Source organism: Octadecabacter arcticus 238 (genome assembly GCF_000155735.2).
Taxonomy (GTDB): Bacteria; Pseudomonadota; Alphaproteobacteria; order Rhodobacterales; family Rhodobacteraceae; genus Octadecabacter; species Octadecabacter arcticus.
The window spans coordinates 3,770,732-3,795,476 of record NC_020908.1 but is presented as its reverse complement, the minus strand read 5'-3'; the positions used below and the strand labels follow the sequence as shown (position 1 = coordinate 3,795,476).

Annotated in this window: 28 protein-coding genes and 1 pseudogene; 15 read left to right on the top strand and 14 right to left on the bottom strand. The window is 56.5% G+C overall.

All coding sequences use genetic code 11. From position 1 onward, the window contains the following. Positions 1-96 precede the first annotated feature (96 nt). On the bottom strand, positions 97-579 hold the full coding sequence (locus tag OA238_RS19555) for a hypothetical protein (RefSeq protein WP_044037220.1): 483 nt from the start codon (positions 577-579) through the stop codon (positions 97-99). A gap of 232 nt (positions 580-811) precedes the next feature. Between OA238_RS19555 and OA238_RS19550 the strand changes: the two genes are divergently transcribed. Further along, a complete protein-coding gene (locus OA238_RS19550; protein WP_044037218.1) occupies positions 812-1,690 on the top strand; it encodes a LysR family transcriptional regulator in 879 nt (292 codons plus the stop codon). On the opposite strand, the gene OA238_RS19545 is transcribed toward OA238_RS19550, so the two are convergent. After that, on the bottom strand, positions 1,687-2,034 hold the full coding sequence (locus OA238_RS19545) for an ArsR/SmtB family transcription factor (RefSeq protein WP_015496528.1): 348 nt from the start codon (positions 2,032-2,034) through the stop codon (positions 1,687-1,689). The genes OA238_RS19550 and OA238_RS19545 overlap by 4 nt on opposite strands. A gap of 203 nt (positions 2,035-2,237) precedes the next feature. Between OA238_RS19545 and OA238_RS19540 the strand changes: the two genes are divergently transcribed. The 5 genes from OA238_RS19540 to OA238_RS19520 all read left to right on the top strand — a co-directional run bounded on the left by OA238_RS19540 (position 2,238) and on the right by OA238_RS19520 (position 4,872). Further along, the gene (locus OA238_RS19540) at positions 2,238-2,579 is read left to right on the top strand and encodes an AtpZ/AtpI family protein (protein WP_015496527.1); all 342 of its coding nucleotides are present in this window, start codon (positions 2,238-2,240) and stop codon (positions 2,577-2,579) included. Further along, positions 2,579-3,337: a F0F1 ATP synthase subunit A gene (locus OA238_RS19535; protein ID WP_015496526.1), complete on the top strand. Its 759-nt coding sequence runs from the start codon at positions 2,579-2,581 to the stop codon at positions 3,335-3,337. The genes OA238_RS19540 and OA238_RS19535 overlap by 1 nt, the downstream gene beginning before the upstream one ends. A 67-nt stretch (positions 3,338-3,404) precedes the next feature. Then, positions 3,405-3,629, top strand: coding sequence for a F0F1 ATP synthase subunit C (locus OA238_RS19530; RefSeq protein WP_015496525.1), 225 nt, complete (start codon positions 3,405-3,407; stop codon positions 3,627-3,629). A gap of 135 nt (positions 3,630-3,764) precedes the next feature. Continuing rightward, on the top strand, positions 3,765-4,295 hold the full coding sequence (locus tag OA238_RS19525) for a F0F1 ATP synthase subunit B' (protein WP_015496524.1): 531 nt from the start codon (positions 3,765-3,767) through the stop codon (positions 4,293-4,295). Between the two features lie 4 nt (positions 4,296-4,299). Beyond that, positions 4,300-4,872, top strand: coding sequence for a F0F1 ATP synthase subunit B (locus OA238_RS19520; RefSeq protein WP_015496523.1), 573 nt, complete (start codon positions 4,300-4,302; stop codon positions 4,870-4,872). A gap of 60 nt (positions 4,873-4,932) precedes the next feature. Here OA238_RS19520 and OA238_RS19515 read toward each other — a convergent pair whose 3' ends face one another. The 3 genes from OA238_RS19515 to OA238_RS19505 all read right to left on the bottom strand — a co-directional run bounded on the left by OA238_RS19515 (position 4,933) and on the right by OA238_RS19505 (position 7,491). Beyond that, on the bottom strand, positions 4,933-5,700 hold the full coding sequence (locus tag OA238_RS19515) for a FadR/GntR family transcriptional regulator (RefSeq protein WP_015496522.1): 768 nt from the start codon (positions 5,698-5,700) through the stop codon (positions 4,933-4,935). A 145-nt stretch (positions 5,701-5,845) separates the two neighbouring features. Continuing rightward, on the bottom strand, positions 5,846-6,505 hold the full coding sequence (locus OA238_RS19510; RefSeq protein ID WP_015496521.1) for a YiaD family glycine zipper/OmpA-like lipoprotein: 660 nt from the start codon (positions 6,503-6,505) through the stop codon (positions 5,846-5,848). A 143-nt stretch (positions 6,506-6,648) separates the two neighbouring features. Next, entirely contained in the window at positions 6,649-7,491 is an 843-nt protein-coding gene (locus OA238_RS19505) for a methylated-DNA--[protein]-cysteine S-methyltransferase (RefSeq protein WP_044037216.1), read from the bottom strand. Positions 7,492-7,576: 85 nt separating this feature from the next. Between OA238_RS19505 and nth the strand changes: the two genes are divergently transcribed. Continuing rightward, positions 7,577-8,221 (top strand): endonuclease III, encoded by a 645-nt coding sequence (gene nth, locus OA238_RS19500; RefSeq protein WP_015496519.1) that lies wholly within the window; start codon positions 7,577-7,579, stop codon positions 8,219-8,221. After that, positions 8,218-9,207, top strand: coding sequence for an adenosine kinase (locus tag OA238_RS19495; protein ID WP_015496518.1), 990 nt, complete (start codon positions 8,218-8,220; stop codon positions 9,205-9,207). The genes nth and OA238_RS19495 overlap by 4 nt, the downstream gene beginning before the upstream one ends. Before the next feature lie 3 nt (positions 9,208-9,210). Here OA238_RS19495 and OA238_RS19490 read toward each other — a convergent pair whose 3' ends face one another. Further along, the gene (locus tag OA238_RS19490; protein WP_015496517.1) at positions 9,211-9,903 is read right to left on the bottom strand and encodes a hypothetical protein; all 693 of its coding nucleotides are present in this window, start codon (positions 9,901-9,903) and stop codon (positions 9,211-9,213) included. 205 nt (positions 9,904-10,108) lie between these two features. Further along, positions 10,109-10,927 (bottom strand): sulfotransferase family protein, encoded by an 819-nt coding sequence (locus tag OA238_RS19485; RefSeq protein ID WP_015496516.1) that lies wholly within the window; start codon positions 10,925-10,927, stop codon positions 10,109-10,111. A 147-nt stretch (positions 10,928-11,074) separates the two neighbouring features. Between OA238_RS19485 and OA238_RS19480 the strand changes: the two are divergent. The 3 genes and pseudogenes from OA238_RS19480 to OA238_RS19470 all read left to right on the top strand — a co-directional run bounded on the left by OA238_RS19480 (position 11,075) and on the right by OA238_RS19470 (position 14,228). After that, positions 11,075-12,142: pseudogene (locus tag OA238_RS19480) on the top strand (IS630 family transposase). A 134-nt stretch (positions 12,143-12,276) separates the two neighbouring features. Next, positions 12,277-13,854: a DUF5928 domain-containing protein gene (locus OA238_RS19475; RefSeq protein WP_015496514.1), complete on the top strand. Its 1,578-nt coding sequence runs from the start codon at positions 12,277-12,279 to the stop codon at positions 13,852-13,854. A gap of 11 nt (positions 13,855-13,865) precedes the next feature. Next, the gene (locus OA238_RS19470) at positions 13,866-14,228 is read left to right on the top strand and encodes an HIT domain-containing protein (RefSeq protein ID WP_015496513.1); all 363 of its coding nucleotides are present in this window, start codon (positions 13,866-13,868) and stop codon (positions 14,226-14,228) included. A gap of 103 nt (positions 14,229-14,331) precedes the next feature. On the opposite strand, the gene OA238_RS19465 is transcribed toward OA238_RS19470, so the two are convergent. Beyond that, positions 14,332-15,273, bottom strand: a complete 942-nt coding sequence (locus OA238_RS19465; RefSeq protein ID WP_015496512.1) for an ABC transporter ATP-binding protein — start codon at positions 15,271-15,273, stop codon at positions 14,332-14,334. 93 nt (positions 15,274-15,366) lie between these two features. On the opposite strand from OA238_RS19465, the gene OA238_RS30570 reads away from it, so the two are divergent. Continuing rightward, a complete protein-coding gene (locus tag OA238_RS30570; protein WP_015496511.1) occupies positions 15,367-15,540 on the top strand; it encodes a zinc-finger domain-containing protein in 174 nt (57 codons plus the stop codon). A 97-nt stretch (positions 15,541-15,637) separates the two neighbouring features. Here OA238_RS30570 and tnpC read toward each other — a convergent pair whose 3' ends face one another. Then, positions 15,638-17,053 (bottom strand): IS66 family transposase, encoded by a 1,416-nt coding sequence (gene tnpC / locus OA238_RS19460; protein WP_015496146.1) that lies wholly within the window; start codon positions 17,051-17,053, stop codon positions 15,638-15,640. 71 nt (positions 17,054-17,124) lie between these two features. Between tnpC and OA238_RS19455 the strand changes: the two genes are divergently transcribed. The 3 genes from OA238_RS19455 to polA are packed head-to-tail and all read left to right on the top strand — an operon-like array spanning position 17,125 to position 20,412. Further along, positions 17,125-17,382 (top strand): hypothetical protein, encoded by a 258-nt coding sequence (locus tag OA238_RS19455; protein ID WP_144055943.1) that lies wholly within the window; start codon positions 17,125-17,127, stop codon positions 17,380-17,382. Between the two features lie 15 nt (positions 17,383-17,397). Continuing rightward, on the top strand, positions 17,398-17,565 hold the full coding sequence (locus OA238_RS30565; RefSeq protein ID WP_083906782.1) for a DUF2459 domain-containing protein: 168 nt from the start codon (positions 17,398-17,400) through the stop codon (positions 17,563-17,565). A gap of 60 nt (positions 17,566-17,625) precedes the next feature. Further along, on the top strand, positions 17,626-20,412 hold the full coding sequence (polA, locus tag OA238_RS19450; protein WP_015496510.1) for a DNA polymerase I: 2,787 nt from the start codon (positions 17,626-17,628) through the stop codon (positions 20,410-20,412). A gap of 80 nt (positions 20,413-20,492) precedes the next feature. Here polA and OA238_RS19445 read toward each other — a convergent pair whose 3' ends face one another. The 5 genes from OA238_RS19445 to OA238_RS19425 form a co-directional block, all read right to left on the bottom strand. Beyond that, complete coding sequence (locus tag OA238_RS19445; RefSeq protein WP_015496509.1) at positions 20,493-20,972, bottom strand: Hsp20 family protein; 480 nt, start codon at positions 20,970-20,972, stop codon at positions 20,493-20,495. A gap of 151 nt (positions 20,973-21,123) precedes the next feature. Next, positions 21,124-21,936: a trypsin-like serine peptidase gene (locus OA238_RS19440; RefSeq protein WP_015496508.1), complete on the bottom strand. Its 813-nt coding sequence runs from the start codon at positions 21,934-21,936 to the stop codon at positions 21,124-21,126. Positions 21,937-21,991: 55 nt separating this feature from the next. Further along, entirely contained in the window at positions 21,992-23,311 is a 1,320-nt protein-coding gene (glcF, locus tag OA238_RS19435) for a glycolate oxidase subunit GlcF (protein WP_015496507.1), read from the bottom strand. A gap of 1 nt (position 23,312) precedes the next feature. After that, positions 23,313-23,636 carry a hypothetical protein gene (locus OA238_RS19430; protein ID WP_015496506.1) on the bottom strand — a complete coding sequence of 108 codons (324 nt, stop codon included), beginning with the start codon at positions 23,634-23,636 and terminating at the stop codon, positions 23,313-23,315. Beyond that, on the bottom strand, positions 23,633-24,739 hold the full coding sequence (locus tag OA238_RS19425) for an FAD-binding protein (RefSeq protein ID WP_015496505.1): 1,107 nt from the start codon (positions 24,737-24,739) through the stop codon (positions 23,633-23,635). The genes OA238_RS19430 and OA238_RS19425 overlap by 4 nt, the downstream gene beginning before the upstream one ends. Between the last annotated feature and the right edge of the window lie 6 nt (positions 24,740-24,745).

Genomic DNA, 24,745 nt, shown 5'->3' with positions numbered 1-24,745 from the left:
GGGCAAGGACCGGAGGTTTGTCACTCCGGATTTCTGTAAGCTCTTAGGCATCCACTGCGGGTGAGTCAAGCGATCTGCGCCTGATGCGGTGGAGGATTACTGCGATGGATTGGCCGCAAGCCAGTCGTTAACCGCTTTGGCCGCGCGGCGCGCGCCTGCGTCGCTTGAATAGGCGGCCGTAAAGGGGTGGGTGCCTTCGTCCATGCCGCCGAGCAGCAAATAGGACATGCGGTAAGTGTCGCTGTAGGCGCCTGATGATGTTTCAACCATGGCGCGGTCCAGATGGTGAAGCTCGTGCACGGTCTTGCGGTATCCCAAAAGGGTGCGGCGACGGTGGGTCAGCGTGCCGCTGTGGCGATCCAGAATAAGTTGATTGCGGCGCACGAAGGCCCAGAAAAACAGTGACAAGATTAGTGTCGTGCTGACGATTAACACAAAGCCCTGAAGCGGATCGCCAGAGACCATCAAGCCAAGACCGCCGCCGACAAACGCCAGCACCATGAAACCCAGAAGCAGCGCGATAAACCAAGGTTGGTTATCAAGGATCAACTGGTCTGGGGTGTTGCGCGATATCTTCAACGGGTGCCATGGGCCTTTGCTTTTCGACCACAATCAAGCAAGGCCAGTGACCACTGTCAACCGAGGGTCGCGGGGCGCGGGCCTAACCCCGTGGTGCGTAGGGGGATTGATGTCGAGCGAGGACGCAGAGAGCGTCTATTGTGAGGGGCGAAAGAGGGTATATGGTATTTGCATGAATAAACGCTATAAGAGAAATGGAGCAGCAATTGTTCGTATTCGCACAGGGGTGACCATGGACAACTGGGATGAAATCCGCACCGCGTTTCAGGTCGCGCGGATTGGCACGGTGAGCGGTGCCGCCGATGTGCTGGGCGTGCACCATGCCACTGTCATTCGCCATATTGACGCGTTGGAACAGCGGCTTGGGGTGAAACTGTTTCAGCGCCACGCGCGCGGCTATACCGCAACGGAAGCCGGGCAGGACTTAATGCAGGTGGCCGCCGCGACGGATGACCAGTTCACTCAGTTGGCGGGGCGCATTCGCGGCCAAGGCGAAGGCGTGTCAGGCGATCTGGTGGTGACGTCACTGATCATGCTGTCGCCAATCCTGACGCCGGTTCTAGCAAAATTCCGCCGCGAAAACCCCGATCTGACCGTGCGGTTCCTGACGGGTGATCGGCTGTTTCGACTGGAATATGGTGAGGCACATGTGGCGATCCGCGCGGGCGAAGCCCCCAACCAGCCGGACAATGTCGTGCAGCCGTTTGTGAGCCAGACAATGCATCTGGTGGCAGCGCCGTCCTACATTGCGGAGTACGGTTTGCCAGACGGAGAGAGCGATTTGGTCAATCATTGGTTTATTGGCCACGATAGCGCTGAAAGCCGCGCTCCGTTCAATCGCTGGCTGACCGAAAAGGTGCCGCAAAACCGGATTGTGTTTCGCACAACGGATCACCGCGCGATGTTTGATGCGGTTCTTGAGGGGGCGGGGATTGGATTCGTCGCCACGTGGGAACTCAAACGGCATCCTGAACTGGTTGAAGTCATCCCGAGTGAGGAGGAATGGTCCGGTCCATTGTGGCTTGTCACGCACGTCGATTTACATCGCACGACGAAGGTGCAGGCCTTCCTGACATTTCTGAAGAAAGAAGCGGAAGGCTGGGAGCTCTAGTCGCTCGGCGCGTCGATGGCCGTGTCGGGCAACTCTGTTGCCAAGAACCGCTCGAACGCATCAAGATTGACCGCTTCGAATTGTCCGAAACTTTGCATCCAGATCGACGCTTCACGCAGGGCGTCCGGTTCCAGTTTGCACCACTTCACCCGACCGCGTTTTTCTTGGCTGATCAGGCCCGCCGCCGTTAGCACGTGCAGGTGTTTGGAAATCGCTGCCAGTGACATTGTGAACGGGTGTGCCACGTCGGTCACAGCCATATCGTCTTCCAACAACATCGCAAGGATGGTGCGGCGGGTGGGGTCGCTTAGGGCGGCGAATACGGTATCGAGGGACATCATCATGGCGTCATCAAGCGTGATGTGCGCGAAACGTCAACCATTTGGTTGAATATCGCAAGTCCGCACCAACGGCCCAAAACGCCCCGCTCCCCTTCATCTTGACCAGTACAACTCAATAAAAACAGCAGCTTAGCTACGCCATTCCTCAGCTTGACTCTGTCCGGCCCGCATCTTATCCAACATCCAACCAAGGAATAGGCTTTGTCATGTCCGATCCGCACGACCCGAACGATCACGCCACCCGCCTCAAGGCGCTGGAAGACAGGATTGCGACGGCCAAAGGCGGTGAAGTCAAAAAGCCCCGGTCCGAGGAGCATTATTCACAAGCCAATATGGCGTGGCGGATGGTGATCGAATTAGTGGCCGGTCTTGGGATCGGTTTCGGCATCGGGTACGGGCTGGACGTTTTGTTCGGGACCATGCCCATCTTTATGGTGCTGTTTATATTGCTCGGGTTTGCGGCTGGTATAAAAACCATGATGCGATCCGCGGCTGAGATGCAAAACGAACAGTTGGTCAAACAGGCCGACAAGAGTGAGGGCGACTGATGGCAGGCGAAGTACACAGCGAAGGCGGCGGACTTGAATTCCACCCGCTTGATCAGTTCGAAGTTCACCGCATGTTCGGCGAAGGTCCGATCCATTGGTATACAATTACCAACGTCACCATGTGGATGGCGATTGCTGTTGTCTGTATCGTTTTGTTGCTGGTTATCGGCACGCGCAAACGCGCTGTTGTTCCGAGCCGCACACAGTCGGTCGCTGAAACGCTGTACGGATTCGTTTACACAATGGTCGAAGACGTAACGGGTAAGGATGGGATCAAGTATTTCCCCTATATCTTCACGTTGTTCATCTTCATTCTATTTTCGAACTTCCTTGGCTTGTTGCCGATGGCGTTCACCACCACCAGCCACATTGCGGTGACGGCGATCCTTGCGTTTGCAGTGTTCTTTACCGTCACGATCCTTGGCTTTGTCAAAAACGGCGCCGCTTTCTTGGGTCTGTTCTGGGTTTCCAGTGCGCCATTGGCGCTGCGTCCGATCCTCGCCGTGATCGAAATCATCTCTTACTTCGTTCGTCCGGTCAGCCACTCCATTCGTTTGGCGGGCAACTTGATGGCGGGACACGCCGTTCTCAAGGTCTTTGCGGGCTTTGCACAGGTCGGCCTGTTGGTTGCGCCCATCGCCATTCTCGGCGTCGTCGCGATCTACGCGCTCGAAGTCCTCGTATCGGCCATTCAGGCCTACGTGTTCACAATCCTGACGTGCGTTTATCTAAAAGACGCGCTTCACCCGTCACACTAATTACTAAGAATGCTTCCTCGGGGAATAGCCCCGGGATGCTAAACTTCCAATCGTAAGGAGATATACTATGGAAGGCGAACTCGCACACATCGGCGCTGGCTTGGCTGCAATCGGTTCCGGCGCTGCCGCAATCGGTGTTGGTCACGTGGCTGGCAACTTCCTCGCAGGCGCGCTGCGTAACCCATCGGCTGCTGCCGGTCAGACTGCTACGCTGTTTATCGGCATCGCATTCGCAGAAGCACTGGGGATCTTCTCGTTCCTCGTCGCATTGCTGCTGATGTTCGCGGTCTAAGACACAACATCAAGATCCTTACGCTTAGGGGGGGAATCCAACGGTTTCCCCCTAAATTAAGACCCCCGATTTTGGCCGAATTTCCTATAGGGGACGGGCCGACATCACACCAGATTTTCGAGAGGGACGCGATCCATGGCTGATACACCGGTCGAACACGGGGCCGACGCTGGCGGGGCAGGAATGCCGCAGCTAGATTTTTCGACCTTCCCGAACCAGATTTTCTGGCTCCTGGTCACGCTCGTCGTGATCTACATGATTTTGTCCCGCGTGGCGTTGCCACGGATTGGCGCGGTTTTGGCTGAACGTCAGGGCACCATTACAAATGACATCGCGGCTGCTGAAGAACTTAAGCAACGCGCGATTGAGGCTGAGGCCGCATACGACAAAGCCCTCGCCGATGCCCGTTCTGAGGCCGGTAAGATCGTGGCGCAAGCCAAGGCTGACATCCAAGGAGAGCTGGACGTGCAGATGGCCAAGGCCGACGCCGAGATCGCCGCGCAAACGGCTGAAAGCGAAAAAGCAATTGCCGATATTCATGCCGGTGCCACTGACGCGGTGAAAGCCGTCGCCAAAGACACTGCCAATGAGATCATTGCCGCGTTCGGCGGCAAAGCAGACGCCAAGGCGGTAACTGAAGCCGTCACCGCACGGATGAAAGGGTAATGACATGAAATTCAAACTCGCAACCCTGATCACACTCGCTGCATCGCCTGCATTGGCGGCCAGCAAGAACCCGTTCTCGTCCGACTTCTGGCATCTGGACAACACGGACCTGATCGTTCTGATCGCGTTTATCATCTTCATCGGCGTGCTGCTTAAGTACAAGGTTCCGGGGATGCTGACGGGTCTGCTGGACAAGCGCGCCGAAGGCATCAAATCCGATATAGATGAAGCCAAGGCACTGCGCGAAGAAGCTCAGACTTTGCTGGCCTCATACGAGCGAAAGCAACGTGAAGTTCAGGCGCAAGCGGACCGGATCGTGGCAAACGCCAAAGAAGAAGCGACCCTCGCGGGTGAGCAGGCCAAAGAAGACATCAAGTCGTCGATCGTGCGCCGTTTGGCCGCTGCTGAAGACCAGATCGCAAGCGCAAAGGCATCCGCCATTCGCGAAGTGCGAAATCAGGCTGTGAAGGTGGCTGTTGCCGCTGCACAGGATGTGATTGCCGCGCAGACAACGCCTGCCGATGCGAACAAGTTGATTGATGATGCAATTGCCGAGGTCGGCGCGAAACTGCACTAGAGCCCAGATGAATTTAAAAAAAGGCCCTGCGCACTGATGCGCGGGGCCTTTTTCGTTTGGCTATCGCTTAAGCTCGTGTTGAAACCGTTTCTTGGCAATCGTTTCGTGGCGTTCGGCCTTTTTGTGGTTAACCAGTGCGTCTTCGACGAACCCCAAATGTTGTTCAACCGCGGTGCGTGCGCCTTCGGCGTCGCGCGCTTGCAAGGCGTCGTTGATCGCACGGTGCTGATCCAGCAGCATGTCGCGGGTGGTGCGTTGTTTGAACATGACCTGACGGTTATAAAACACGCCTTCCTGCAGCAGTTGATACATCGAACGCATCATGTGCAGCATGATGACATTATGGCTCGCCTCGATGATGCTCAGATGAAAATCCGCGTCTAGCGCGGCTTCTTCGGCGGGATTTCGTTTGGCGTGGGCGGCCTCCATTTTCATGAAGATCGCGTCGGTGATGTTTAAGTCGGTGTCACTGCCCACCGTTGCGGCGCGGTGCGCGGCCAGCCCTTCCATGTCGCGGCGAAAGTCGATGTAGTCAAACACGGCTTCGTCGTGGCTTGAAAACAGCCGCACCAAGGTTTCTGAAAACGCCGATCCCAACACGTCGCCGACGAACACACCTGATCCGGCGCGGCTGGCCAGAAGGCCGCTGTCTTGCAGCTCCGCCAATGCTTCGCGCAGGGACGGGCGGGACACGCTGAGGCGTTCAGACAGTTCGCGTTCTGACGGCAAACGTTCACCCGGTTTAAGGATGCCGCGCAGAATCAACTGTTCGATCTGGCGCACAACAGTTTGCGATATCTTCTCAGGCTGGATGGGTTCGAACGGCATAGGACCCCTTTCAGAGATTGGTAAGATGATATGACCAAACGCCACCTAAGGGAAGTGATGAGTCTGACTGGCCCCGTAACCTGCGTCCGAAAACAAAAAAAGGCCGCCCCATATAGGGACGGCCCTTTCTTTAGAGAGGCAGAGTTTAGCCGTTTGGCGTGATCGTGATTTCCACGCGGCGGTTTTGACGTTTACCTTCTGCGTTTAGGTTGGACGCGATGGGCGCATCTTCGCCGCGCCCGATAGACCGGATGCGGTTCGCGGACACACCGGACTGGATCAACACAGACGACACGGCCTGCGCACGGCGCGCGGACAGGTCTTGGTTAAACGCGGCAGTTCCGTCCGAATCTGTATGGCCGATGACGTTGACAGTCGAGTTCGGGAAGTTGTTCATTGATGCGGCCAGTGCATTCAGATCACTGCGCAATCCACCAGACAGGGCGGCGCTGCCCGTGTCGAACAGGATGTCTTGTGGCAGTGTCACGATAAGCTGGCTGCCTGTGTTCACGATCTGCGCGTTGGACCCCATCTGCTGGCGCAGTTCTGCTTCTTGGCGATCAAGCAGCGTCCCGACACCTGCACCAAGGCCAGCACCGACAAGGGCACCAAGGACTGCGCCGCGATTGCGTTCTCCAGCGCTGTCACCACGGGCGATGCCAACGGCAGCGCCGAGGCCAGCGCCGACAATAGCGGCCGTCTGAGCGTTGCGGTTCGGGTTGTTTGGATCAGTCACTGTGTCGCAGGCAGAGAGTACCAAGACGCCAGACAGAGCAACGGCGAAGGTCATTTTGGACAGGATCATTATTCAAATTCCATTGTTGGGCACCGAACATGGTGCACTTAAGGTCTGATATATCGGTCATCGCCTCATGTTATCCAATAACGCGATGAGGTTTGGCAAAGTTCCGCCGATGGTTGAATAAAGTATAGATGTAAAACAACATCTTAGATTGCATCCTCACGCGCACTTTCCCACGCGAGAAGGGCGCGTTTGACGGGCAGACCCCAGTGATAGCCACCCAATGCGCCGGATTTTCGCAAAGCACGGTGGCAGGGAATCAGCCAACTGACCGGATTGCGCCCAACAGCGGTGCCGACAGCCCGCACAGCACGCGGTGCGCCGATGGATTGCGCGATGTCGGAATAGCTGGTGACGTGGCCTGACGGGATTGACAACAACGCCTCCCACACCTTGAGCTGGAACGGCGCGCCGATCAGATAAAGCGGTGCCTTGTCGTCTGTCGGGGTCACGCCAAACGCGGTGTCGACCCAAGGCTTCAGGCGGGCAGGGTTTTCCGCAAATCTGGCATTCGGCCAGCGGCGCAGCAGATCGTGCATCGCGGCGTCAGCGCCCATTTCATCGGCGAAACCGAGGCCGCAAATCCCTTTGTCTGTGCCCATGACAATCGACGGGCCAAAGGGGCTTTCAAACCAACCCCAAAAAATATAGTGATCCGCGCCGCCTTTGGCGTACTCACCTGGACTCATCGCTTCCCATTTCAGGAATAGGTCGTGCAGGCGACCAGATCCAGACAGACCGACAGCGTCCGCTGTGGCAAGCGTGGTAAAGTTTTCTGCCAGCATTGTCTTGGCATGATCCAGCCGCAGGTAGTGCTGGTAGCGCTTTGGCGACACACCTACCCAGCGGCTAAAAACCCGTTGGAAGTGCGCGGGCGACATATTCATTGCCGCCGCCAACCCGTCGAGCGTGAGCGGCGTTGGCGATTGATCGATCGCGTCCAACGCGCGGCGGATGACATGGTAATGATATCGGTCAGACTGTTCCATGACATGAAAGTAACGGTGCGCGACCTTTGGTGCGACCCGATTGTTGCGCCTTGTTCATTGGGACAGGTTTCGGCAAAAGGGATGCATGGCTAAGCAATTAGATTATCACACGATCCGCGAGATTTTTACCCGCTTTCAGGCGGGCGAACCGGAACCCTTGGGGGAGCTGGATCACGTGAATGCCTATACCTTGGTTGTTGCAGTGGCGCTATCGGCGCAGGCGACCGACAAGGGCGTGAACAAGGCCACCGCCGCACTGTTCAAGATCGCCGATACGCCGCAAAAGATGCTGGATCTGGGTCTTGATGGCGTGGTTGAGCACATCAAAACCATCGGGTTGTTTCGCAACAAAGCCAAGAACGTTATCAAGATGAGCCAGCTTTTGGTCGATGAATATGATGGCGTCGTGCCGAACTCCCGTGCCGCCTTGCAATCCCTGCCCGGTGTCGGGCGCAAGACGGCCAATGTGGTGCTGAATATGTGGTGGGGCCAGCCCGCACAGGCGGTCGACACGCATATCTTCCGGCTCGGTAATCGCAGCGGCATTGCGCCGGGCAAAAATGTCGACGCAGTTGAACGCGCGATTGAGGATAATATCCCTGCGGATTTTCAATTGCACGCCCACCACTGGATGATTTTGCACGGCCGGTATATCTGCATCGCGCGCAAACCTAAATGTAAGGCCTGTCACATCCGTGACCTATGCCAGTTTGAGGATAAAACAGAATGAGTAACCCAGTAAATTACGACGTCATCGGTATCGGCAACGCAATTGTCGATGTGATCGCCCCCAGCAGCGACACGTTTCTGGACCAGATGGGCATCACCAAAGGCATCATGCAGCTGATCGAACGCGACCGCGCGGAATTGCTGTATGCGTCCATGGACAGCCGCGTCGAAGCGCCGGGTGGATCGGTCGCCAACACGATTGCCGGCATTGGTGAACTTGGTTTGCAGACGGCCTTTATCGGCAAGGTGAAAGACGACGCATTGGGCAAACTCTATGCGGAGTCGTTGCAAAAGGCTGGCACTGCATTTCCGTTGTCGCCCCAAGACGTCGAATTTCCAACGTCGCGGTCAATGATCTTTGTGTCCCCTGACGGGGAGCGGTCGATGAACACATACCTTGGTGCAGGGGCGGATATTTCGTCCGCCGAAGTGCCGGATGTGTTTGGCACGGGGCTGTTGTTCCTTGAGGGGTACTTGTTCGACAAAGACGAGGGCAAAACCGCGTTTTCCGAGGCGGCACAGCGGATGAAAGCAGCGGGTGGGCGGTCAGTCATTACGATTTCTGATCCGTTCTGCGCCGAACGTCACCGCGACGATTTCAAACGTCTGATCGCTGAGGATATGGACATCGCCATTGGCAACGACGCTGAATGGTTGACGCTGTATGAAACAGACGATTTGAATGATGCGCTGCGACAGGCGGCTGAGGTCTGCGGCATCGTTGCCTGCACGCGGTCCGGCGATTCGGTTTGGATCCAGCAAGGGGCGCAGCGTTTTACGGCGGATGTAACGGCGGTGACACCGGTGGACGCCACGGGTGCTGGCGATCAGTTCGCGGCTGGTTTCCTATATGGTGTGTCCACGGGCCGGACGTTGGATGTCGCGGCGCAGATGGGTGTGTTGTGCGCGGCAGAGGTGATTGGGCATATCGGCCCTCGGCCTGAAATCAACATGGCACAGGTGTTTAGCGAACGCGGGCTGATCTAGCGGCTACTGCACAAGAGTCGCCAGCCACGCGGCGTCAATTTCGTCAATGACGTCCGTGTCAAACCGGCTCTCTTCTTTCCAGTATTTACCGGACGCCACCATATAGCCTGCATCTTTTTCAAGCCGCAGGGCATTGTCGATTGCGGCTTGGTTCAGGTGAGGCCGATGCGACAGTGCGTCAGGTCGCCCGCGTCCAAAAACGAGGCGGCTGGGTTCCAACGACAGGTTCACGCAGGCGCAGCCTTGCCTGTGTGCCAAGGCCTGCAAACGCGCGGATTTCGCCTCGAGTGAACGCAAGGTTACGTCGTCGCGCAGCGGATCAGCGGTGCCGGTTCCGTAGAAGTGTGTATGCGTCTGATCATAGGTCATATCGCAGCCAAGGTAGGCCAACACGCTGGGGCGCAACGTCTGCAGGGCCCAATATCCGGCGGTAAAGGCCATCGTGCCGCCGCCGTACACAAACCCGCCAAGGGCGTTTTGCGCCGGAACGTAATCTTTGTAGGTGATGATGCGCTGGCCGTCGCGCAGCGACGTGGGCTGGCGGTCTGGCGCAAAATCGGAGGGATGGATCAAGTCGTCCCAATCAGGGCGTACCTGCCACGCGTTGTTGATCGCGACGATCCGATCAAACGGCGCGCGCTGCCAACCCGCTGCCTGCGTCACATTCGGGCCACTGCCTAGGATAAGAACGATCATTTAATGCCCTTTATGCAAAGTTTTTAGATAGGTCAGGGCGCGGCTCAAACCAGTGCTGGCATAATTTTTGCGGATCATCAGTTTCAACATCAGGCGCGCGGTCCAAAAAGGGGAGCGGGTCGCCCTCAGGCCGGTTGAGGGCCGCGCAGCGCATGCGGTCCTTCAGGCCCAGATTTTTCCAAAGCGGGGCCTGAATAACTGGCTATCATTCGCCCAGTTTTGCATGAACTTCGTCCAAATCAATCTCACCCACGGGCATCTTGTTGCCCGGATTTTCAAAGTCATATTTGAACAGGTTGAAATCTTTCTTATAGATTTCATACATCATGTGCATCGACAGTTCGTCAAAGTAGTCCTCGACCGGATGGGCGCGTGTTGGTCCGTGGCCTTCGGATTCGTTGAACCGCGGAATCCCCGACAGTTCGATCGGATTTGGGGTTTTGATCCCATCCAGAACCTGCTGCATGCCGTCGTTGAACTGTTCGGTCCATACGATCTTGTCGTAGCGCCCGCCGTTGATGATGAACGTGCTAATATGGCCTGACATCGCGGACCAGTGGATGTCGGGGTCCATGGGGCGGCGGTATTTGATGGTGTCACGGGCGAATAACAAGAATCGGCGAAATGATTTGATCTGGTCAAATTCGAACCCTTCTTCGGGTGAACCAACCTCGATCCCGTATTTCTGGATCAACAGCGGTACAAGATTGCCACGGTAGCGTTTGCCATTACGCTGGATGCTGCAAATTTTGTCAAAGAACGATGACAAGATTCGTGTGTAGGGATTGCGCACACAGGTGAACGAATAGCTCGTGTGGTTTTTGACGTTGGCGGTGATCAACGGCTGACTGTCTTCCATCGCCCATTTGTGAATGCCGCCTTGCGCGTCATGGATATCCCCGTCAAAAAATTCGCCATGATCGGAATAATACATGATCTGGCCGATGGTCGAGCAGGCGCTTTTGGGCACCACGCGGTACACCACACTTTCGGTTTCGGTCATCCAGGTGCCGGGGAAACCCATGTGTTAGTCCTTATTTTGGCGCGTCGCCGATCACGTCGGCAGAGCTTTTGACTAAGATACTCCTGCGCCTGAATTGACCTGACGATTTTGGGCCTGCGATTCACTTCGTCGCATGGCCAAAGGCGGTTCAGTCTGTATTTTGAGTTTATGAGCAAGCAATACAAAACAGTCTCCTTATCCGACGAGCAGCGCATAGCACTTGAAGCGCTTTGCCGCCGCCGCAAAGTTGACGCCCTTGTTTGGAAACGGGCGCGCGCGTTTCTTCTTTTGGACGCAGGAGAAGACGCCGGAACGGTTTGCCGGATTTTGGATATTGGCCCGACAGTTTTGACGGAGTGGCGATTTGCCTTTGCCGGTGCGGGACTATCGTTTTTCGGTCTGAAGGACTACAGCCAGCGTCAGGGTCATTTGTCCGTCGTGCAAGAGCAGGCGGTGAGAGCCCATTTCACCGCGCAGCCTGCCCGCAATGCCGATGAGGTCTGTGCCTATGTTCTAGCCGAGTGCGACCAAAACTACAGCACGTCGGGAGCCGCCAAGCTGATGCGCCGCCTGGGGTTCGCGTATAAGAAACCACAATTGCTGCCTGCACAGGCCGATGAAGCCAAGCAGGCTGCGTTTATTGCCAAATATGAGGCCCTGATGAACGGGTTGGCCGCAGATGAGATGGTTGTCTTTTCGGACGCTGTCCACCCCGAACACCAGAGCCGCCCCGCCCATGGTTGGTTCCCCAAGGGACAAAAGACGGCCCTGAAGGCGACATCAGGGCGCAAGCGGCTCAACATTCAGGGCGCGCTTGAACTTGAGACTTTCCAGTTCACCTTTGTGGAAGGCGAGAAGATCAATGCCCAGACAACCCGACAGATGCTGGAAAAGTTGGAACGCAACAACCAAACCAAGACGGCCATCCACGTCTTTGTCGACAATGCCCGCTATCATCATGCCAAGATACTACAGCCATGGCTGGACAGCCCAGAACGTCGGGTGAAGTTGCATTTCTTGCCAGCATATGCCCCGCACCTCAACCCGATCGAGCGTCTTTGGGGTGTTATGCACAAATGGGTCACCCACAATCGGCACTATGCAACGTTCAACCAATTCACAGAGGCCATTTTCGACTTCTTCCGCAAGACCCTGCCAGAAAAATAGCCAGAGTTCCGCGACACCGTCACCGACAACTTCCGCGTCATATCGCTCAAGGAATACAAAGTGATTTGAGGGGAAAACCTCAGGTCAATTCAGGCGCGGGAGTAGAGAACAAAGAATTCGTGTTTATTCAATGCGTCTTCACGTTTACACATGAGAAACATAACCGAACACAATCCTGATCGTAGGGGCAAACCGTTTCCAAAATGGCAAAAATCGCCTTCATCTTGCTGTGTCACAAAGACCCTGAGGCCATCGTGCATCAGGCTGAACAGCTGACGGCGGTGGGTGACTACATCGCGATCCATTTTGACGCCAGCGCCCCGAAAGAAGCTTATGCCCTTATTTATGCCGCTTTGGTCGACAATCCAAACGTTGCATTTGCCAAAAAACGGGTCAGATGCGGATGGGGAGAATGGTCTTTGGTGCAGGCGACGCTCAACGCGGTTGAGGCTGCAATTGATGCATTTCCAAGGGCGACACATTTTCACATGGTGTCCGGTGACTGCATGGCGATCAAATCCGCGAGCCATGCAAAGGCGCTGCTGGACGGGGAAGATTGCGACTACATCGAAAGTTTCGATTTCTTCGAAAGCGATTGGTTCAAGACCGGCATGAAAGAAGAGCGGCTGATCTACCGCCATTTCTTTAACGAACGCAAAAACAAGACGTTGTTCAATAATTCATGGTGGACGCAGCGAAAGCTCGGGCTTGAGCGTAAGATTCCCGCCGATCTGCAAATCATGATCGGGTCGCAGTGGTGGTGTTTGCGCCGTCGCACGATCGAGTGGATCTTGGACATGACAAAGACCCGCCCTGACGTGATGAGATTCTTCCGCACCACATGGATTCTTGACGAGACGTTTTTCCAGACCCTTGTGCGCCATCTGGTGCCGGAACCGGAGATTCACAACAGAACCCTGACGTTCCTGATGTTCACGGATTACGGGATGCCGGTGACGTTTTATAACGATCATTACAATTTGCTGCTGTCGCAGAATTTTCTGTTTGCGCGCAAAATCTCGCCTGAGGCCACAGAGTTCAAGGACAGGCTCGGTGTGTTGTACGCTTCGGGTCGCGACGATTTCAAAATCTCCGACGAGGGGCAAAAACTATTCGGGTTCCTGACCGGACGTGGCCGCGTCGGCAGCCGTTTCGCGCCGCGGTTCTGGGAGACCGATGCGTCACTGGGACGCGAGCGCGAGCTGCTGATTATTGCCTGTAAGAAATGGCATGTCGCCAAGCGGCTTGTCGGATCGATCAAACACCATCTCAATATTCCGGCGATAGATTACCTGTTTAACGAAGAGGACACCGACCTGCCCGACTTGGGCGGAATCCAGTCCACGTTGGATAAGCGCACACGCCATCGCCGCGCGTTGATGCGGATGTTGTTTGACTTCTATGAAACGGATCGGATGATTATTTGTCTGGACACCGACAACCTTGATCTTATGCAGGACTTCTTTTCTGACCGATCCACAACCCGACTGTTGGAGTTGGAGTGTGAATTTAGCGATGAATACCTGATAGGCCATGCCAAACGGGTTGGATTGGCCGGTGAGCTTACAACGGGCGAGACAATGCAGCAGCTTTTGCCGACGATCCGATACGACGTGGTCTATGAGAGTGACCGAATTCGCGATGCGGGCTTTAACAATCATCTGCGTGTGCGCGAATTGGCCAGCCCGGATGAGAATGCTCGACCGATTGCCGAATTCCTCGGCGTGTCAGAAGACGTGGCGCGCGGGATTGCCCAAACCCCCTATTTATTTGCTGACTAAAGAGGTTTTCGATGGTTTACGCCTATGACGATCAAAATATTTTTGCCAAAATCTTGCGCGGCGAGATCCCCAACCAGACGGTGTTTGAAAATGAACATGCGCTGGCATTTCGCGACATCAACGCCCAAGCGCCGGTGCATGTGCTGGTGATCCCCAAGGGGCCGTATATGAGCCTGGATCATTTTGCGCGGGACGGGTCTGCTGATGAGCAGGTCGGGTTCATGAAAGCGGTCGCCGAAGTCTGTCGGCTTGAGGCTGTGGATGCGGGTTTTCGGGCGGTGGCAAACGCCCGTGAAGACGGCGTGCAAGAAGTGCCGCACTACCACCTGCACATTCTTGCGGGGCGCAATCTGGGGCCGATGTTAATGGGCTAAGATTTTTCAGATAGGCGATAACAATCCGACCAAGAGGGGGCCAGCCCCCGCCGCTTTGCGACTCCCCCGGGATATTTTTCAAGCAAAGATGAGGGGCGTCTTGCTAGTCTTTTGTGAGGTTGAGAAACACGTCTTCCAAGTCCGGGTCTTCGGTGCGCACGTCTTTGATCGTAATGCCAGCATCATGGACCAGAGACAGGATTTGGTCGGCGCGGGTTTGTGAGGTTTTGTAGGTAAAGGCGAGGGTGCCATTGGTGCGTTTCTGGCCTTCGATTTTGGTCGGAAGCGCGGGCAGGTCGGCAGGTGTATCCGGTGTGATCACCATGGTCTTGGCGTCGAGCTGGCCCAGCAGGTTTGCGGTTGTGTCATTGGCGATGACCGTGCCGTGGTTGATGATGGCGATCTGGTCACACATCTGTTCGGCTTCTTCGAGGTAGTGCGTTGTCAGGATGATCGTCATGCCATCGTCGTTCAGGCGGCGCACGTGTTGCCACAACATGTTGCGCAATTCGATATCGACGCCAGCTGTAGGTTCATCAAGCACAAGGATTTGCGGTGAATGGACCAGCGCTTTGCCCAAGAGCAGGCGGCGGCGCATGCCACCAGACAGCGATCGCGCGTAGGCTTCTGCTTTGTCGGTGAGGCCGGTGAGTTCCAGCAGTTCTTCGGTGCGGCGTTGCGATTTTGGCACGCCGTACAGCCCTGCTTGCACGTCCAGCGACCCGCGCGGCGAAAAGAACGGATCGAGGTTGGGTTCTTGTGGCATGATTCCGATAGATGCACGCGATTGGCGCGGGTTTTCGTCTTGATCGAACCCCCAAATGCGCACTGACCCGCTGGTTTTGGTCACAAGCCCTGCAAGGATGTTGATCAGGGTGGACTTGCCCGCCCCGTTCGGCCCCAAAAGACCGAATATTGACCCGCGTGGTACTGCCAGATCGACACCAACCAGCGCGTCTTTTGCGGGGCTGCGTTTGGTGGCCGCGTAGGTTTTGCGCAGGCCGGTAATTTCCAGTGCATTGGAATGGCTTTCGATCCTTGGCATCCGCATTATTCCCGACTTGTTCGCTGCGCAGGGATCGCTAGTATGACCCCGTTACATGCGCACCTAGCGTGCCCCCAGCCCAGAGGCAATTGAATGACAACGTCTGCCCCCGAAACCAAGATTGTGAACGAGTGGCGGATCGCCTGTGACGGTGGCGGCGCATTGGGCCATCCCCGTGTCTGGCTGCAAATCGCCAAAGAAGACGGCTGGGTCGAATGCCCCTATTGTGATTGCAAATTTGTTCACAGTGAGGCTGCCGCTGAGTGAAGCGGGCCTTTCGGCTGTCTCTGTGGGCGCTTAGTCCAGTTTTTCGTAACTCCCAAGGACCCCATCGGATATCGGGTTTTGTGTTGCCCTTGCGACGTTAGAGCCGAGCGATGATCTGTTGTGGTGATAGGGTGAGTGTTTCGAGGATATTGCCCCCGTGTTTTCTGACCGTCGAGATGACGGATCTGATGTCAGCGAAGACCTGCGCGCCCTCGAGGGTGCGGAAAGTTCCCGAGATTTTCATGCGCAACTTCATCATGCGCAGGTCCCGTTCGGCCTGATTGTTGGTGAAGGGAACTGTGAAGTCCGTAAGGAACCTTAGGACGTCATCACGGTAGTCGCGCAAGCGGACCAGAAGGTTATGGCCTGGCCGCCTGGCTTTTCGGCCTCGCGCACCAGTGCGTCTAGCCAGTGGGTCTTGTCGCTCATGGAAGGCGAGGCCCTCGGTGAGGATCGCCATGTATTTGGTGAGGATGCCGTGGTGAACCGACGTGGGGAGTTCGGTCTCGCCTCGCCCCTGAGCCGCGCACTTGAGCTGATTGGCGCTGTTGAGCAGCACGCTCATCGCGCACGCCCACGGCTCCTTTTCGATTTCTTCGATGGCCTTGAGTTCCCGTAAATGATGCGCCCCGCACAGGGCGTGCGCGTCCACCCCACTCATATGGGCGTAATAGGACTTCCAGTGGTCATGAACAATTGTCCCGCCGGTCAGGAAGGATGGAACAGCACCGCGCTTGGCGCTGATGCGATAATGCGTGAAGGCGAGATCGCTGATTGAGTGCAGCCAGTGCAGCTTACCATCAACACGAAGTCCGGTCTCATCCAGATGCCGAACGCCGCCTTCATTGAGCCGGGCCAGAATGTGTTCGACGACGCCACCCAAGGTACGCGCTGTGCCGTTCACCCAGTTGGTCACGCTGGCCGCGCATAGGCTGGTGGCACCAAACAAATCACGCAGGAGTTGGCAGACCCGATCCTCGGGGATCAGCTGCTGAACATTGCAGTAGACCGCCGCCGCCCGAATGCGCTTACCGTATTGCACGTGTGCATTCACGCCATCGGGAAAGGTGGCTGTCGTCGTGGCTCGGCAATGGCCACAACAATAAATCGCTGCCTGATGCTCTGTGACCTCCAGACGCGGCACCGGTATGTCATAAACCTGACGCCTCTCCACCGCCTTGATCATCCCAGCCGTCAAGCCATGCTGACAGGTGCCACAGGCCTCAGCCTCATGTCGCTCCACAAAGTCAGGCGTTGCTGTCTGACGTAGGGTGTCGCCTCGGTGGCCAACTTGGCCACCACTTTTCTTACCGGACTTACCACGCAGGCTACGCGGTACCGGCTTCTTCAACCCATCACTCGAAGGCGGCTTGCTGCTATTACTGCTGTTCTTGGCCAACTGACGCCGCAGATCCGCATTCTCTTGCGCCATGCTCGCCAACGCGGCTTCCAACTCGGCGATCCTGCGCAGAGCCGTGGCGAGGAGTTGTTCAAGAGCAGTAACTTGGTCCATTCCACCAATGATTCAGAGAAATCGTCACAGCGCCACGAAATTCAGACCACAACAGAAAATTCATGCGCCTAATGGCCAAGGAGACTCACATCAAAACTGACAAAAACCCGTTATCGGCTGGGGTGCTTGGGAGTTACAGTTTTTCTATATTTTGGTTTGGCGATCTTTGGGGCGCGGCCACGGGCGATGCTGGCGTGATCCGGTTTGAGGTTTACGGCGCCTTGCCTGACCATCCATCCTTGCGCTGCGTCAAGGTCAGTCAGGCCCAGCTGGACGCATTGCACGCCGCGATAGGGGGTGATCTGGGCGTGGAACTGAATGCCTTTTAGCTGGACGGGTTTTCGATGACGGATACGTTTTATTCCGCTGTGGGGCGGTTTCATGTGCTGTCGACCTGCAATGTCTGGCTCGGGAAAAAGCAGGCCGATGCGGGGCTCGCGCTCGGGATTTGGACGCCTACTCCATATGCTGTGACGTTGTCGCTGTGGTGGAACGGGCATTTGGACGGCTGAGCGATTGAACCTGCGCTCTGGCACGGCTACCAAGGGCAGGTCTGCATAGGGGTTCTGCACATGGCGTTCGGCAAAGGCTGTCACCTACATCTGATCGACGGATCAGCGTTTATTTTCCGCGCGTACCACGCGCTGCCGCCCCTGACGCGCAAATCAGATGGTCTGCCCGTGGGCGCAGTGTCGGGGTTCTGCAATATGTTGCAGCGCTATGTTGAGGGAAACGTCGGCGGTGATGTGACCCATGTGGCGGTGATTTTCGACAAAGGCAGTCACACGTTTCGCAATGAGATGTATGATCAATACAAAGCCAACCGCGAAGCTATGCCCGAAGATTTGCGCCCGCAGATGCCGTTGACCCGTGATGCGACGCGGGCGTTCAATATCGCCTGTGAGGAAATCGAGGGCTTTGAGGCGGACGACATTATCGCGACCTTGGCCGTTCAGGCACGCGATGCGGGCGGGCGTTGTACGATCATTTCCAGCGACAAAGACATGATGCAGCTGGTAGGCGGCGGCGTCGTGATGATGGATGCGATGAAGGGCAACAAGATCATTGATGTTGAAGGCGTCGAGGAGAAATTTGGCGTCGGCCCCAACCGTGTGATTGATGTGCAAGCGCTTGCGGGGGACACGGCAGACAACGTGCCGGGTGCGCCGGGAATCGGGATTAAGACGGCTGCGTTGCTGATCAACGAATACGGCGATCTGGAAACGCTCCTGGACCGCGCGGCAGAGATCAAGCAGCCCAAACGCCGTGAAACCCTGATCAACCATCGCGCCCAGATCGAATTGTCAAAGCGGCTGGTGACGCTGGATGACAAGATGGACCTGCCGTTCACGCTGGATGATCTGGAAGTGCGCGATCCTGACCCAGATGTGCTGTTGGAATTCCTCAGCCAGATGGAATTTCGCACCATGACGAAGCGGATTTCGGACAAGCTGGGCGTCGAGGCACCGGTGATTGAAGACGTTGCTGTGGCCAGCGATGCGCCCGCGCAGGTCGCATTTGACGCGGAAAAATACGAATGGGTCAAAGACGCCGCCGCCTTGCAGGTTTGGATAGACCGGATTTATGCGCGCGGTTATGTGGCCGTGGACACGGAAACGACGTCGCTGAACGAAATGCGCGCTGAACTGGTTGGCGTGTCTCTCTGTGTGATGGCGGGGCAGGCATGCTACATCCCGCTGACCCATAAAGGCGGTGCTGCGGATGATCTGTTTGGCGATGATGCCTTGGCCGAAGGCCAGATGGATTTTGAGGATTGTTTGGCGATTTTAAAGCCGATGCTGGAAGACGACAGCATCCTGAAAATCGGTCAAAACATGAAATATGACGCCAAGATTTTCAAGCGTGTTGGCATCACCGTGGATCCGATTGATGACACGATGTTGATGTCTTATGCGATGAATGCGGGCCTCAACCGTCACAGCATGGATGTGCTGTCAGAACAATATCTTGGCCACACGCCGATCCCGATCAAACCTTTGTTGGGCGCTGGGAAATCTGCCATCACGTTTGATCGTGTCCCTGTGGAAGAAGCCGTGAAATACGCCGCCGAAGACGCCGACATTACCCTGCGCCTGTGGCAGGTGCTTAAACCGCAACTGCACAGCAAACAGGTGACGTCGGTCTATGAAACGATGGAACGACCGTTGGTTCCGGTGCTGGCAAAGATGGAAATGTACGGGATCAAAGTGGATCGTGACACGTTAAGCCGGATGTCCAACGCGTTCGCGCAAAAGATGGCCGGGCTTGAGGACGAATTGTATGAACTGGCGGGCGGTAAATTCAACGTCGGCTCCCCCGCGCAGGTCGGTGAAATCCTGTTTGACCAGATGGGTCTTGAGGGTGGCAAGAAAGGCAAGACGGGAAAATATGCGACCGGTGCTGACATCCTCGAAGACCTTGCGACGGAACATGGTTTTCCGGGGCTGGTACTGGATTGGCGGCAATTGTCCAAGCTGAAATCGACCTATACGGACGCGCTGCAAACCCACATCAACAGCGAAACTGGACGTGTGCATACGTCCTATTCGATCACGGGGGCCAACACGGGGCGTCTGTCATCCACCGATCCGAATCTGCAAAATATTCCGATCCGCACCGACGAGGGGCGCAAAATTCGTGAGGCGTTTATCGCCGATGAGGGCAAGGTTTTGGTGGCGCTGGACTATTCCCAGATTGAGTTGCGGATTTTGGCGCATGTCGCGAATATCGACGCGCTGAAACAGGCGTTTCGCGATGGCCACGACATCCACGCGATGACCGCGTCAGAGATGTTCAATGTACCGCTGGACGAGATGACGAGCGATGTGCGAAGGCAAGCCAAGGCGATCAACTTTGGGGTGATTTACGGAATTTCGGGCTTTGGTTTGGCGCGAAATCTGCGCATTCCACGTGCCGAGGCGCAGGGGTTTATTGACCGGTATTTCGAACGCTTCCCCGGAATTCGCACCTACATGGATGACACGGTCGCGTTCGCCAAAGAACACAACCGCGTTGAAACGCTGTTCGGTCGCAAAATTCACACGCCAGAAATCAACGCCAAAGGTCCCGGTGCGGGCTTTGCCAAACGTGCGGCGATCAACGCGCCTATTCAGGGTACAGCTGCGGATGTGATCCGGCGCGCGATGATCCGCATGGACGCGGCCATCGCGCATCTTCCCGCCAAGATGCTGTTGCAGGTGCACGATGAACTGGTGTTTGAGGTCGACAAGGATGCGGCTCACGATCTGATCGCAGCTGCCCGCGAGGTGATGGAAAACGCCGCCAATCCGGTGGTCAAATTTGACGTGCCGCTGGTCGTGGATGCTGGGATTGGCGCGACGTGGGCGGAGGCACACTAAACGCAAAACGGACGCGCCGTGGGAGGTTCGGCGCGCCCGTTTCTTAATCGGTAGAGTTGTTCTTGGTCGTTAGGTTTGGTTTAGTTCACTTTTTCGGCCTCGATGACGTCAGCGGTTTTGCCCTCTGATTTTGCGATTTCGATGCGGCGGGGTTTCAGTGCTTCTGGCACTTCGCGCACGAGGTCGATGTGCAACATCCCGTTTTCGTGCGACGCGCCAGTGACTTTTACGTGGTCGGCCAAATGAAACCGGCGGCTGAATGCGCGGGTGGCAATGCCGCGGTGCAAAAAGCGGCGCTCTTGCGGATTTGCACTGTCATCTTCGGCCTTGTTGGCTGTGATATGCAACGCGTTTTCTTTGACTTCCACGTTCAGGTCTTCTTCTGAAAAACCAGCCACGGCGATGGAAATACGCCAGCCGTCTTCAGCGGTTTTTTCAATGTTATAAGGGGGATAGGTTTGGTTGTTGGTATCATTTGACATGATGCGGTCCATCATATCGGTGATCTGGTCAAAACCAACGGTAGCGCGGTGCAGCGGTGCTAGATTCAAAGTTCGCATGGTATTTATCCTTTTCAAAGCGATAAGTGTGTGCCTTCCCGAATGGGCAAGGCGGTTGGTTCAGGACCCTGCTTTGGCATCCTGATAGAGACTATTTGGGGGGCTTTTTGCAGGTTTCAAGACCTGCCAGATCCAAAGCCCAGATCGCAATCTATGGGCGCACGAACCGCGCACCAGTGTCGGCGCGTTCGCCTTGGCGGATTATGCGTGCGGTTGCGGGCGGGGTTGAAAATAAACCTCGACCCTGTTCCAGCGCCAGTCGTAAAATGGCGATCGGCTCCGCAAGGTCCATGCCAAGCGCCACTTTTTCACCGTCAATTTCAGCCATGGCCGACACCACAGAAACCAAACGTGGCACACCGTTTTCGGTCCGGAATATCGGCGCACCTGATGCGCCAAAATCAACGTCACAATCGATGATCAAGATGCCGTCCTGTTGGCCCAACACGTTGCAGATCTCTTGCAGTGACGGCGCATCTGCGCGGTCTTGTGCGTAAGACACAACGCCAATTTCGGTGCCGCTGTGCAGGGACGTCGACACCGCAAACGGTTGCACGTGGCTTGATCGGATCGGGTGGGAAAGTTGCAGGAGGGCCACATCAAAGCGCACAAGATCGGCCGTCGCGACACCGGTATGTGCATAGGACGGGTGAACGACGGCGTTGCGCACAGAACGCGACGCTTCCGGTCGCCCGCCCCGCAAACCTGCGAGGAATTGGACGCGCGACGAATCAATCGGTACGCCGTCGGCCTTATCATACATGCAATGGGCCGCGGTGATCACCAGATCAGGCGCGATCAACACGCCAGTGCAAAAGCCTTTGCCCTCAATGTCGAGGCGGCCAACAGCCTCCCAGCCGCGGGCATCATTTCCGGTTTCCAACAGCTGTAGGGCGCTGGTCTGAGCCTGCGCCGATAGGGCTGACAGTGTCAAAAAGACCAACGAAATAAGGGAAGCGCGCATGGTTCATCCGATTGTTTCCAAATGGGTAACAGCCGTGTGGGGCAGAAATGTGGCGCTAGCGCAAAATCGGCACCTGTGGCGCCTGTTTGCCAGACACCGAAAGCGCGGGTGGTTTCGGGCCACCTGTCGCCCAATCCAGCAATTCAACGGTGTGAACAATGGGGATGTCTGTGCCGCCGCCGATCTGCATCATACAGCCGATGTTTCCGGCAGCGATAATGTCGGGTTTGACGGCCTCAAGGGTTTGAACCTTGAGGGTTTTCAATTGCTTGGAAATCTCTGGCTGCATCAGGTTATAGGTTCCAGCGGACCCGCAGCACAGATGGCTATCGGCGGGTTCGGCCACTTTGAAGCCCGCCTTTTTCAGCAGGTCCTTCGGGAATGTTTTGATCTGCTGGCCGTGTTGCAGCGAACAGGCCGCATGGTAGGCGACGGTCAGATCGGGCGCGCCACCCGCAGGTAGGTCAAGTTTCATCAGGATTTCGGATACATCCATCGCGATACCCGCCACGGCACTCGCATCCTCAGCCAGATCGGTCTCGCTGAACATGTGGCCGTAGTCTTTGATTGTCGTGCCGCAGCCGGATGTGTTGATGACGATGGCATCAAGGCCGCCGTTCTTCATCTCAGCCGTCCAGGCGCGGATGTTTTTGGCGGCCGTTGCGTGGCTTTCAGATGTTTTGCCCATGTGATGGGTCAGGGCACCGCAGCAACCCGCGCCCTCGGCCACGACAACCTCCGCGCCCAAACGGGTCAGTAGGCGGATCGTTGCGTCGTTGATATCGGTGTTGAGCGCCTTTTGTGCACAGCCCGTCATCAGTGCGACGCGCATTTTCTTGTCGACAGCGGGAAACGTCTGCGGGTCGTCGTTGCGTGATACTGACGGAATGGTCTTCGGGGCCATTTCCAACATGGCCCGCAGCCGTGGGTCCGGCATCAGTCGCGCAAAGGGCCGCCCGATTTTTGCACCCAGAAGCGCAACACGAAACCGCATCGGATAGGGCAGGATTTTTGCCAGAACCCACCGCAACGCACGATCAGATAGCGGGCGTTTGTAGGTGTTTTCAATGTATTCTCGGGCGTGATCCACAAGGTGCATGTAATGTACACCGGACGGGCATGTCGTCATGCAGGCCAGACACGACAGGCACCGGTCGATGTGTTTGACGGTCTTCTCATCAGGCACACGTTCGTTTTCCAGCATGTCCTTGATCAGGTAGATGCGCCCGCGCGGGCTGTCCAGCTCATCCCCCAGAATCTGATAGGTCGGGCAGGTCGCGGTGCAAAATCCACAGTGTACACAGGTTCGCAGAATGTCATTCGACATCTTTGTCGCGGGATCGCGCAGCTGGTCTTCGGTAAATGTGGTTTGCATATCAAACGGTCCCAACAGTCAGGATAAGGTGAAAGTAGTGCACGCCAAATGCGGCAAGCATCGCGATGGTCATACGTGACCACTTGGCCGTCGTTGGCCGGATCAACAGCACGACGACCAAAGCAAGCGATCCAACCGCAACACCCGACATAATGGACGATCCGAACACGCGCACCGCGTCCGGCATTTTCGGTGCGATAAACAAAAGCCCGATTGCGCCGCAGGCGGTCGCAGCAGCGAGGCGCCAATCAAACAGCAACATACCCGCAATCACGGCACTGATGCAGGGCAGAACGACGAAGATAAAGCTGACGCTGCTGGTCATCCCATCAGCCCGGGATTGAGAATGCCGCGCGGATCAAATTTTGCGCGTATTCCTTGCGACAGCGCTGTCAAGATCGGGTTTTCCGGTTGGAATGCGGGCAGGGACGCGCGGGTCTCTGCCGCGGCGCGGATCAGCGTCGCGTGACCCGCTGCGGGCAGGGTCGCGCGCAGGTCGGTGCCCGCTGGTGTTTGCGCCCAGATTAACCCGCCACCCCAGTCCAGAATGGTTTGCGTTCCCGAAGGGAGGGTGGCGATTATTGCGGGTGCGTCGCTCGGCTTGATGGAAATGCGCCAGATATCGCCGCTCGTGCTTGCAAAGGCCGTGACGTTGGTGATGTCGGTCCAGATCACCTGTGATGCCGCAGGGTCAGTCACGGCCGTCATTTCGCCAAAGCTGCCAAGCAGGTCTTTCAGTTGCGCCAATCGGTAGGCCACTGACGCGGCGAACCCTTCGATGCGAATAAGTGTGTCGTCACTGCGCGCCGCACCCGTGACCTCAAATGGTGAGCCGAGGGCCATGGAGAGTGCGTCAACCGATTGGGCGTCTGTTAGGCCGTTCAATTTTAACGTCGCGGACGTTTCCGGCTTTGGCAGCACCTTGAGCGACACTTCTGACAGCACACCCAAGGTGCCGTAAGACCCCGCCAAAAGTTTGACCAAATCGTAACCGGTGACGTTTTTCATCACGCGACCACCGTTCTTGATTGCCGTGCCCATGCCATCCACGAACCGCACACCAAGCAGATGATCGCGACAGGCTCCCACTGCAATGCGGCGCGACCCACTGGAGTTGGCGGCCACGACGCCGCCGATTGTGGGCATGCCATTGGTGCCAAGCAGCGTGCGGTGGTCCATCGGTTCAAAGGCAAGTCGCTGGTTTTCAGTGTCCAACGCGGCCTCAATCTCAACCATTGAAGTGCCAGCTTGGGCCACGATGGTCAGCGCCCCGGGCTCATACAGCGAAATGCCCGTCAGTTCTGACGTGCTGATCGCTTCGCCAACGACTGGGTTGCCGATACCACGTGTGCCGCCACCAATAATGCGCAGCGGGCCTTTGGCGGCGGCAATTGTCTCTGCCAGTTCGATCTCTGTCTGGGGGGTCATTTTACA